Here is an 11,575-nt window from a genome sequence, read left to right as displayed (position 1 = left end):
GTCGAAACCGAGAATCGGTAAAGATGGCCGAATCGGCACAGGCCGTTTAAGCGGCACCGCGGTGATCACGATAAGACGCAGGCCGCGCCGGGGATCAGTCCTGAGGCCAACGGCCGAGCAGATGCCGCAGCGCCGATTGCAGGTCTGCAAAGCGAAAGGTGTACCCGGTTTCCTGCAGACGCTCGGGGACCGCGCGGACACTGGCAAGCAACAGGCTGTCCGCCATTTCGCCCAAAGCCATACGGAGCGCGAAGGCGGGCGCGGGAACCAGAGCGGGCCGGTTCAGCACACCGGCCAGCGTCTTGGTGAACTGGCGATTTGTCACCGGTTGGGGCGAGACGAAATTAATCGGTCCCTGGACCTGCGACTCGACCAAGGCGTGATAGATGCCGCCCAGAACGTCATCGAGCGCTATCCAGCTCCACCACTGCTTGCCGCCTCCCAGATGCCCACCGCCGAAGCGAGCCGGCAACAGCGTCTTCTGCAAAGCTCCGCCCTGAGGGGACAGCACGATCCCGAAACGCAGCTGCGCCACGCGGATCCCGGCATCGCCGGCCGGCCCGCAAGCCGCCTCCCATTGCTGAGCGACCTCGGTAAGGAATCCGTCGCCCGGCGACGCGGTTTCGGTAAGCACCTGATCACCACGATCGCCGTAGTAGCCCGACGCCGACGCACACAACAGGACGTCGGGACGGTCCGGGCCGAGTTCTGCCAAACGTTGGCACAGCTGACGTGTCTTGTCGACGCGGCTGGAGCGGATTTGTTGTTTGACCGCCGCGGTCCAACGCTGGTCGGCGATCGGTTTACCCGCCAGATGGATCACCGCGTCCAAGCGACGAAGTTTCGCCAGATTGCCCGCCGCATCGGCTGCGAAAGCGTCGTCCCAGACGGCTATTTCACCGTCTTGCTCCGCCTTGCCACGAACCAATTCGTCCACGGTGTGGCCCAGCATCCGTAGCATGGCGACCAGTTGCGTGCCGACCAGTCCCGATGCTCCGGACACACCGATCCGCAGCGGGCGCAGCGGTCGATTCGCCTGCATCGAAAGATCATCCAGGGTCACGCGATGGCGATATCGAAACATCTGCTGCAGTTTGCGTTCTGCCAAACCGGCTCCCGCCCAGCGGCCCACGACGCCCGCCGGCAGTCCGTATTCGATGTGGTCGATCAGCCGCGAAGCGTTCGGGCCATTCTCTTCAAAGCGATGGTCATGACGCCAAAACCCGAACGGGCCTTCGGCCTGCACGTCCTGGAACAGTCGTGGAGGCTCGTACTGGGTATGCCGAGCCGTATACCGCAGCGGCAAGCCCAGCAAGCTGCCCCGCATCCGCACTTCACTGCCAACTCGCAGGCTTTGGTCGGAGTGTTCGATTGCCAGCGGTTCCCAGGGCGGCAACAGACGCTGCAGGGCGCCGGCCGCATCGTGGTAGGCGAACAGAGTCTCCCGAGAAACGGGAACGTCCAGCGTCGCCTCGAAGTCTTGGCTCATGCGGATCCTTTGACAGGTTTTGCCGCTAGGCCTTAAGACATAGCGCCGTGTTCGGTTTCCTGATATCCGGCGTCGACCGCCATGGCGGTCAGTTTATCCAAGGCTCGCCGCTCCAACTGCCGCACCCGTTCCTTGGACACGCCCAAGCGACTGGCCAAGCTCTGCAGGGTTTGCACTCGGTGGTGCGAATCCAAGGCAAAGCGTGCGCGGATAATCATGTTCTCGCGCGGATCCAGTTCCGACATCATATTCGCTAATCGCGTTCGCAGCAGGTGCCATCGCGACTCGCTCATGTTGGGTTGGCGGATTTCATCGCTGATATCGATTTCCATATCCTGCAACCCGCTGGCGACCTTCTGACGCTCGTCACGCAACGTTACCACACTGCGATACGCGTCGCGGCGAACAACTTGAGTCGCATAGGTGCTGAAGCGAAAGCCGCGTTGGAAGTCGAACTTGTCAGCCGCCCGCATCAACGCCACGATGCCGTCGCTGAGCAAGTCGTCGAAGCGGTTGTGTTGGTTGGCGAACTTTTTGACGATCGAAAACACCAGCCGCAGGTTCGCCTCGACGATCCGGTCGCGATGCCAGTCGGCCAGGAAGAGCAGCTTGCGGATCAGTTCGATTCGCGTCTTGGCCGGTCGCCGCGGATCCAACCGCGAACGGTGCGCGTTCGCTTGATGTCGCAGGAAGTTCATCCGCTCGAACAGCATCTGTTCCTGATCCGGCGAGATCAACGGTGCCTCGCACAGACGACCCAGATGTCGAGGCAGATCGCTGGTACGCAGCCCGCGACGGTGCTTGCCCGGTTCCGGTTCTTCGAGGTTCAAGGGCCGGTCGAAGATGCGCTCGCCGGCATCCGGTTCGACGAATCGGCGGTTGCTGATGAAGCCGATCTCTTCGGCCACCATGGCTTCGGCACAGCGCCGAAGATCCGCACCCTGAAATGGTAGCGGGGTCGACGCGTGTTCTTGCCAGGCTTCGACGGCGGGCCGTAATTCGGGCATCTTCATCCAGCGCGGGTGAAGCGAAATGGTGGCGGATCGACTGGACATAATCGTTCGGTCTCAAACTATATTGATAGACAACAAGTGGCTAACGGGGGGATCAAACGGCGTTGGAAACCGCTGGCGAGTTCGCGGCCAACAGGCTTCCGTCGTCTGATGCGCTCTGTGCACTCAAGGCACTATCTTTAACCGCAAGCGTTTCCAAAGTTTCACGCAACTGAGCTGCATTTGCATCGAATGCACGGCATCCCACTTGCCTGCGCCCTACGATCTCAAGTCGACGGGGCTGAGCGGTCAGTGAGGGATAACGCAAGTACCGTGCCATGCCCCGTCTAAAAGATGGGGCCCTTTCTAAAAGATGGGGGTCGAGCCGGGGCATCCGCTGCGAGTTTTGCGAAACGCTTGGATAACCGTGGATAATCGGCCGTTTTGGCGGATCCTCGTCGCGTTTGGACATCTATCTTCATTCACGCAACGCCCCTCGAAGTGGGGCCTTCTCGTGGCGGGAGTACGCCTGCCGTCTTTGCAGCCAATCTGAACCGCTGCCTGCCAGGAACGATTCGGCGAACCCGGGGGGCGCCCCGAAAAGGGTCGTCGAGGCATTTTGTCCCAGCTCTCCCTGTTATCCGCATAATCGCGCGGACCTCTTGGTTTTCTCGCGGTCGGCCCGACTGTCATGGCCCGACGACCGCCCGTGTGGGCCGGGGCTAACCTACGTTTCCAGGATCGACCGTCGCTTTGTCGTTGGCTTTGGGGACGGTCGCCCCGTCACTCGCCTACGTCACGCCCCGCCATGGCATTCCGCTCGAGCCCCGTCCGCAAATCGCGCTTTCGGCCCCTGGTCGAACGCTTGGAGCAGCGCCAGTTGCGCGCCGGCGATCTGGGCTGGGGGGAACAACCGGAACCCGCCGTTGACGCCTTGGCCGCAGAAGTAGCGCCCGCGCCGGACGTGGTCGCCGAAACCGACCGCAGTTCGCAGGCATACCGCAGTACGCAGGCGGCTCAGGGCGATACGCCGCCCGCTACACCCGCTACACCCGCCAGCCCTGCCGGCTCCGCTTCGATCGCGGCAGACGGTGCGTCGCAGTCGGCAGCCGGGACCACCGCCTGGGAGATTGCTTGGACACAGCCCATCGAAGCGGTTCAGTCGCATCCTCACGTTATTGCCGGTGTCGATCCCTCGCAGCACGATGCCTGGATAACCGCCCTGGATAACGGCCAGCACGCGATGGCCTTTGTCCAACCGGACGGAGATCGATACCAGATCATGGTGCGTCGAACGATGGCCGACGGGACACCGGGACCGGCGGCCGTGCCGGTAGCGACCGCAGCGCTGCATCAGCCGATTCACGTCCGCGTGGTGGCCGGCCCCGATGGCGGCTGGGTGGTGGGTTGGAACGATGGGCAAAGCGTCTTCGCTCAAGTTTTCAACGCCGCCGACACGCCGCTGGCCGGCCCGCTCGAACAACCGGTGACTCGAAATCACGACACGCATCAATACGACGCGGAGTTGGTGCTGCTGGCTGGCGAGCAGCATTTCGTGCTGGGATGGGGTGATGGGCAGGGCGGCATCGAGGCACGGACGGTCGACTTTGCCGGTGAACCCATCGGCGATGTCTACTCACTGATTCAAACCCCTACCGGGACCGTCGCCGAACACTTCCAGGCCGATGCTCGCGGGGTATCGTGGACCGTCAGGGATGCACTGACTTACCAGCCGCTTGCGCGACACTGGAGCCGGATCCCCGCGCCCGGGCAACCGCTGGTCGCGGAGTTTTCGGTGACGGCCGACGAACCCTTCGAACCACCGGCCATCCTGCGGCTATCCCCGGACCGATTTGTGGTTGCCGCGGTGGTCGAACGGTCCGCTGAAAAGGTGGTCGAAGTGCGTCTGACCGATGCCGCGGGAACGACGCTGCGCACCGAGCACTGGACACTCACCGGTCAAGCGATCTCGAGCTCCGGACATGCCGAAGTGACCGTGGCCGCACTGTCCGGCGGCGGCTTTGTCGTGAACTACGCCGAAGCCGATGACGATGGAGTTACCCAGAAGTATGTCACGCGTTTGTTCAACGAATCGGCTGAACCCACCGGACTGGACGTCGCGACCGAAGGGGCGATGAATAGTCACGCGGGAAGTTTGGTGACGGCGCTTTCCAGCGGTGCCTACGCCGTCCACTGGATCGACGTCGCGCAGGATGGCTGGGCGCCGGTGGTTGCCAGCCAGACGCATCGCCCGCTGCGGATGCCGATGGATATTCTCGTCGCCGATGCCGACAGCTTGGATGGCTCCGCCGAACTGGAAATCGTGGGCGTGCCGGCCGATGTGGCTTTCAGTCGTGGAACGCGAACCTCGCCCACTTCCTGGCGGATTGCCGACCCGCTGGCCAAACCGCTGGAGATGTGGAGCAGCCAGACGCCGGACGAGTTGCTGTTCACTGCGACGTTGGTCGATCAGACCGGCCACAGTCTGCTGCCGAGTTTGACCGTCACGCTGCACGGTTCGGTCCCGCAGGACGCCCCGGACGGCGGACCGGCGGACGAACCCACCACGCCGCCGGAAGAACCCACGCCGCCGGCGGAACCCACGCCGCCGGCGGAACCGCTGAAGTCGCCAACTGACCCGCCGGCCGCGGAAGAACCGCCGGCTGAGGATCCGCCAGTCGCGGAAGAACCGACCGTTAAGGATCCGCCAGTCGCTGCGGATCCGCCGGCTGAGGAGGATCCGCCGGCTGAGGATCCGCCGGCTGAGGATCGTCCGGACACGGACCACGATTCGGTTCGCAATGATCCGGTTCCCAAACCCATGTTGCCGCGCGTTCAAAGTCAGGCATCGGCCCCGGTGGCAGCTCTGCCGCCCAAGCGGTTGTCGTTTGCCGGCGGAACGGGAACGATTCTGGGATGGCGTTCGCCGGCGCACGCACCGCCGCCGATCGGTGGACGCTATGCGGCGGGGGGCGTTGCCAGCCAGTTGCCGGAACTCGCGGCCGGTGAAAACGCGGCTTCACGAGCCGATTCGGTCCACTCTTCGGCAGACGACACACCGCACGGATCGCGGCGAGCGGAGTCGACGACCAAACCACAGGGCAAGATCGCCAAGGGACAACCCTCCAAGGAACCGTCTGTCGAGGGACCGTCCGCGTCGCAGCAGGCGGTGGCGGCCGGCGCGGTGATCGATACCGAATCGCTGCTCCACAGCCAGATCGCGCAGACGGTGCAGGCGGTAGCCGCAGTCCCCGTGACTATGTTGCCGCAACGTATGCCCGGTGCATTGCCACAGCCGGCGGCTTCGCCGCCACCTCCCTACGGCCGAGCTGGGATGAGCAGCGGGTCCCGCTTCCGCGACCACACCGCCGCCGCGGCGAACCAGGCGCGGGCTGCGGATGCCGTACCCTCACGGCTGCGCGACGATCCCCAACCTCCGCCGTCCTTTGCCGGCGACCTATTGACTGTGGTTCCGGCATTTGACAGCGGTCAATTGTTCGAACGGGTGGACCAGGTCCAGCAGCGGGTACTGGACGAAACCCATCAGCGAGAGATGGTAGCCGGGACGGCCGTGGTGTTGGCCACCGGATTCTCCCTGGCGCAGATCGCATGGTTGCTGCGGGGCAGTGTGTTGATCACCAAACTGATGTCCTCGATGCCCATTTGGTTCGCTTTTGATCCTTTGCCGATCTTGAATGCGACGCAGACACCGCGACTTGGCGGCGGTCTCGGCAGCGATGCTGCCCAGGACGATGCTTCTCTACTGGAAATCGCGACCCGCTAATTCACCGGCCCTGCCGCCGACGCCGCGCAGCGAAAGGAAACAATCGATGAAACGTTTGGGGACCACGACTCGAATCGCCTTCGCCATGGCGATGTGGACGGCGACCGTTCTGTTGGGCTTGCGTTTGACCGGTGAATGGGACGACGGGCACCCCGCCCTGGTAGCATCCCGCACGCGCTTGTCCGAAAGCGTGGCCGTCAGTTGTTCGCAGATGCTTTCTCGCGGCGACGTCGATGGGATGCGCGTCGTGCTGCAATCGTTGGTCGCTCGCAACGGCGACGTGTTGTCGGCCAAAGCGACTCCGGCCCCGTCGGCCGCAGACCGACAGGCCTCACGCCAGCGGGCGGTCGAGGGAGCGGCCGGCGAGGAATTTCCAACCATCCTGGTGGGGCCTCATCGGACGACCTGGCACGCACCCGACTCGACCTCCGCCAGCAACCAGATCGCCGTTCCGTTACTCGAAGCGAACCGACACCGCGGGACGATTCAGATCGCGTTTCGCCCCCCGGTTCAGAAAGGAATGTGGGGATTCTTTGCGATGCCGTCGGTCCGGATCACGTTGTTGGCCACGCTGGCGAACTTTCTGGGGTTCAGCATTTGGCTGCGTCGTTGTTTCCGGCATCTAGACCCGGCCAAAGCGGTTCCGCAACGGGTCCGCTCGGCCTTGGATACGATGAACGAAGGCGTATTGGTATTAAATCAAAAAGGCCGCGTGATGCTGTCCAACGAAGCGTTCGCTCAGGTTTGCGGCGTGGACGCCGATCGGCTGCAAGGTCGGGCGCTGGAGAGCCTCGGGTGGGAGTTTGCCGACGCGCCCCAGCGCCAGCCGCTGGAGTGGTTAGATGCGTTGACCGCCGAGTCGCCTTCGCCGGCGGACGCCGCCGTTCGTCTGACCGACTGTCAGGGCCGACTGCGGCATTTCAAGGCTAACGCCAGCCCGATCGTCAATCCCGAAGGACGCCGCGAGGGCACGCTGCTGAGTCTGGACGACATCACCGTTATCGAAGAGAACAATGCCGCCTTGCAGGAAACGCTGCAGAATCTGGAGCGTTCGCAAGCCGAAGTGCAGGAGCAGAACGAACAGCTGTCTTTCCTGGCCACCCGCGATCCGATGACGTCCTGCTTGAACCGGCGGTCTTTCTTCGAACATTTCGCCGAACAGTGGCGATCGATGCAGCGCTACGACTACCCTCTCAGCTGCGTCATGGTGGACGTCGATCATTTTAAATCGATCAACGACAATCACGGCCACCAAACCGGCGACGAGGTGCTGAAGGCCGTCGCGGCGGCGTTGCTGGAGACGGCACGCGATACCGACTATGTGTGTCGCTATGGCGGCGAAGAGTTCTGCGTGCTGCTGCCCCACGTCGATCTGGCCGGCGCGGCCATCGCGGCCGAACGGTTCCGCGTCGCTATCGAGAACCTCGAGATCCAGGAGTTGCAGATCACCGCCAGTCTCGGCTGCAGCGACAACGGCCAGGATCCGGAATCGGCCGAACAGTTGATCGACCAAGCCGACCAGGCGCTGTACCACGCCAAACGCAGCGGGCGCAACCGCGTGGTTCGCTACGACCGGTTGCACCGTAACGACGAAGCCGCGGCGGCGGAGATCAGCGGCGCCGAGCCCCAAGTCGACGAACAAGCGTTGCTCGAACAAGTACAAGATCTGCAGGACGAAGCCAGCAACCAAACGCTGGCGAGTTCAGCTACGCGTGAGGCGACCGCGTAGCCGATGTCGCCAGACTTTGGACATTCTCCCGTAGCCGAAGTCGCCAGACTTTGGGACGCGTCCCATCCCGTGGCCGCCCGGTCCAAACTCTGGCCAGTTCAGCTACGGGTTCGGCTACGAGACTCGTCCTTTACATCTCCCTTAACGCCCGCTGCAGGGGACAGGTCGCTGCGGCCACCGGCTCGCCTCGGCGATAGCCTTGCAGCAAGGACCGTGAACGTTCGGCCAACAAGCGGCGGACTTCGCGGCGCCGGCCTTTGACCCGTGCGATCTTCATGTTGTCATAGCCGGTGGTCTGATGCCGCATCCACGCGATCACGGCCGACTCGGCACGTTGCTCGATGGGAATACGCTGGGTCCGAGCGACCGTACCGCTACCGACCGGTGTGGCGTGTTCGGCCACGGCGGTGGCGAGTTTTTCGGCCAGAGCGGCGTGAGCGGGAGCGAAGTCCAGGAAGGCCAGCACGGCCCCGCGAAAGTCTTCCACGTACTGCTGCTGTTTGACGTTTCGGCGGCGGGCATCGGCGGCGCGGCGGCGAGCGTACGCGGGGGTGGCTCTTTCGGCCTCCACCGCCGCGCGGACTTCGGCGATCCGTGCACGCGAAGCCCACACGCCCAGCGAGATCACGCGGCGGCCCTTCTTCTGCTTGACCGTCCAGCTGGGACCCGTGGATTTGACGCGGCGAGTCAGCCCGGCGTCGCCGGCCGGCAGCCAGTCCCAATCGCGGGGCACCGTTAATATCTGGCCATTGTCCGCTTTTACCGCGTGCTGGTGCGGTCCGGGGGAAACGATGCGATTCTGTTCGGGCATGGGATCAACGCGGTCTGGTGGCTCTGGATTGTCTACAGGGAACGGCACGGCCAGTCGATCTTGACTTCGAGGGCGGCCGCCGGCTAAGCACGCAGCATGCACCCCTCCACCCCCGCCACCAGCGTCCGCCGCCCCCAGCGTTGGGACGAACCGTTCGATCCTTCGATGGCCGACAGCGAAGTGGCTTGGTTGTTGACGCGCAGTCCGTTTGCCCAGATGTCGCCGCGGACGTTTCCCCGGGCGACGCCGCTGGAAGGCATTTTGCGGAACGATTGCCGCGTTCGCCGATATCTTCCGGGCGAATTGGTGGTCCGTGAAGGGGACTACGGCAACAGCGCTTTTTTGATCCTGGCCGGCAACGTGCGGGCGTTGCTCAAGTCGCTGCCGCCGCAGCAGTTGGGACGGGCTCCGGTACAGCCGATGCCCTGGAAACAGGCGCTCCGGCAACTCTGGCGGCGTTCTCGCTTTGCCGAATCCCGGCCGCGCGAAGCCATCAATGTTTTACAGGGACCGCGGCTGCAACAGGTTGACGACCGGCAGGCCGTGTTCCTGCAAGATTTTGACGGCGTGCTGCAGGAAAATAAATCGCTGCTGTTGGGGCCCGGCGACCTGTTCGGCGAAGTGGCGGCCATGTACCGTTCGCCCCGCACTGCGACCGTGGTCTGTGACAGCGAAGCGACGTTGCTGGAGATCCGCTGGCAGGGCCTCCGCTTGCTGCGCCGCGACCGGGCGTTCTCTGCCCAGCTGGAACAGCACTACCGCACGCACTGGTTGAAAAAACATCTTCAGGAAACACCGCAGCTGCGCTATCTGCCCGAGGCCCAGCTGCAACAGGTCGTCGACGCGGTCGCGATGCAGTCGTTCGGCAAGACCGAATGGAATGCCCAATTCCAGCGGACACGCGACCTGCCACCGGCACAGCAGATCGAATCCGAACCATTGGTGGCATCGGAGGGGCATCTGCCGACGGAATTAATATTAATCCGCGCCGGCTTTGCCCGCGTTTCCCAGCAGCACGGTGCTGGCCACCAGACCAGTGCCTACCTGGGCAAGGGCCAGCTGTTCGGCTTGGAAGAAATCGCTCACAACGCGACACGTCCAGAGGGCACACCGCCGCTAGCGCTGCAGCAATCTCTGCGAGCCGTAGGGTTCCTGGACACGCTGCACATCCCGGTGGAAACGGTGGTCGAGAGCGTGCTGCCGTTTATCCGCAAATCCGAACTGCCACGTCCCCTCGTCCGTCCCCGGCGACAGCAGCCCGCGGCGACCGGTGCGGCGACCGGAGCGGCGACCGGAGCGGCGACCGGTGCGGCGACCGGGGCGGCTGATCCAGGGGGCGAGGCCAGCGGTGACGGGCGCTCACCACTGCCCACCGGTTTGCTGGAATTCGTCGTTCAGAACCGGCTGAACAACGGCCGCGAGGCGATGGTCGTGGACCTGCATCGCTGTACTCGCTGTGACGACTGTGTGAAGGCCTGTGCTACGACCCACGATGGCAATCCCCGCTTTGCACGCATCGGCAGCTCCCACCAACGTCTGCAATTCTTGCAGGCCTGCATGCACTGTGCGGATCCGGTCTGCATGATCGGCTGTCCCACCGGTGCAATCGCTCGCAATCCGGCGACCGGTACGGTCAGTGTTCACGAACCGATCTGTATCGGCTGTGGAACCTGTGCTGCGGCCTGCCCCTATCAGAACATTCAAATGGTGGAAGTGCGTGATCCGCAAGGTCGCTTCTACCGCGACGAGCAGACTCGGTTGCCGATCCTTAAAGCCACCAAGTGCGATATGTGCCAGACCCAACCCTCGGGTCCGGCTTGTACCGCAGCGTGCCCGCACGACGCCCTGGTGCGCATCGATTTGACCGATGTGCATTCGCTGGACGATCTCCTGCGGCAGCGCGGCATGCGTGAGGGGGACGTTTGATGAATCGTTTTCTGCAGCGTCGGTTGCTGGCCACCGGCGTGACCCTGGTGGCGATCGGCGTCTTGGGAGTGCTGCGGTGGGTGGTCACCCAGCGACTGGGGCATGCCGCGGTGATGACCGGCTGGACTACGCTGGCCTGCGTGCTGCTGTTGACCCTGATCGGCCTGCGCCGGCGAATCCCGGTGCTGCCGCTGTGGACCATGTCCACCTGGGTTCAGATTCACATCTACACCGGACTGTTCGCTACCGCCGCCTATGCCCTGCACGTTCCCACGCTGCTGGCCAGCGGCACGTTCGAAGGCGGGTTGGCGATACTGTTTTTGGCCGTTGCCGGCAGTGGCGTCTATGGCCTGTACGTCAGCCGCAGCGCACCGAAACGCTTGACGGCCGTGGCGGGCGAGTACCGATTCGAGCAGATTGGTTGGCATCGCAGCCGCATCGCACAGCTGGCCGATCAGTTGGTCACGGACCAGTTGGGCGCCGCTGGCGGTGGCCCCGAGGCTGCGGCGGTCTTGTCTCAGTTCTATACGCAAACGCTGCAGCCGTTTTTCCTGTCTCGGCCTGGACTGGTGTACGTCGCCGTCCCCAGCGGTGGTCGTCGCCGCCGGATCCTGGCCCAGCTGAACGAGCTGGACCGTTATCTGGAAGCGGGAACTCGAGACGCCGCCGGTCGCTTTGCGGCTTTGGTGCGGATGCGGGACGATTTGGACTACCACTTTGCCCTCCAGCTGCGGCTGCGGGGATGGCTGGTTTTGCACAGCCTGTTGTCGATCGCCCTGTTGGTTTGGGCGACGGTGCATGTTTTGTTGGTGCTGCGGTTTCTGGGTTAATTTTCTCTGGCAGG

7 protein-coding genes are annotated in these 11,575 nt (G+C 63.8%); 4 read left to right on the top strand and 3 right to left on the bottom strand.

Translation table 11 applies throughout. The features are described 5' to 3' along the window. Positions 1-94: 94 nt before the first annotated feature. A complete protein-coding gene (locus tag GE027_RS00475) occupies positions 95-1,489 on the bottom strand; it encodes a TIGR01777 family oxidoreductase (protein WP_153555200.1) in 1,395 nt (464 codons plus the stop codon). Between the two features lie 32 nt (positions 1,490-1,521). Then, entirely contained in the window at positions 1,522-2,544 is a 1,023-nt protein-coding gene (locus GE027_RS00470; RefSeq protein WP_153555199.1) for a sigma-70 family RNA polymerase sigma factor, read from the bottom strand. Positions 2,545-3,289: 745 nt separating this feature from the next. Between GE027_RS00470 and GE027_RS00465 the strand changes: the two genes are divergently transcribed. Then, complete coding sequence (locus GE027_RS00465; protein WP_153555198.1) at positions 3,290-6,265, top strand: hypothetical protein; 2,976 nt, start codon at positions 3,290-3,292, stop codon at positions 6,263-6,265. A gap of 46 nt (positions 6,266-6,311) precedes the next feature. Continuing rightward, positions 6,312-7,994, top strand: coding sequence for a sensor domain-containing diguanylate cyclase (locus GE027_RS00460; protein ID WP_162006513.1), 1,683 nt, complete (start codon positions 6,312-6,314; stop codon positions 7,992-7,994). Between the two features lie 130 nt (positions 7,995-8,124). On the opposite strand, the gene GE027_RS00455 is transcribed toward GE027_RS00460, so the two are convergent. Then, positions 8,125-8,805: a DUF2293 domain-containing protein gene (locus GE027_RS00455; protein ID WP_153555196.1), complete on the bottom strand. Its 681-nt coding sequence runs from the start codon at positions 8,803-8,805 to the stop codon at positions 8,125-8,127. 96 nt (positions 8,806-8,901) lie between these two features. On the opposite strand from GE027_RS00455, the gene GE027_RS00450 reads away from it, so the two are divergent. Further along, on the top strand, positions 8,902-10,731 hold the full coding sequence (locus GE027_RS00450; protein ID WP_153555195.1) for a cyclic nucleotide-binding domain-containing protein: 1,830 nt from the start codon (positions 8,902-8,904) through the stop codon (positions 10,729-10,731). Further along, complete coding sequence (locus GE027_RS00445; RefSeq protein ID WP_153555194.1) at positions 10,731-11,561, top strand: hypothetical protein; 831 nt, start codon at positions 10,731-10,733, stop codon at positions 11,559-11,561. The genes GE027_RS00450 and GE027_RS00445 overlap by 1 nt, the downstream gene beginning before the upstream one ends. The last annotated feature ends 14 nt before the right edge of the window (positions 11,562-11,575 follow it).

The organism is Roseimaritima sediminicola (assembly GCF_009618275.1).
In the GTDB taxonomy this organism is placed as follows: domain Bacteria; phylum Planctomycetota; class Planctomycetia; order Pirellulales; family Pirellulaceae; genus Roseimaritima; species Roseimaritima sediminicola.
Note: the sequence above shows the minus strand (reverse complement) of the source record. Positions and strands in the feature narration are given on the sequence as shown.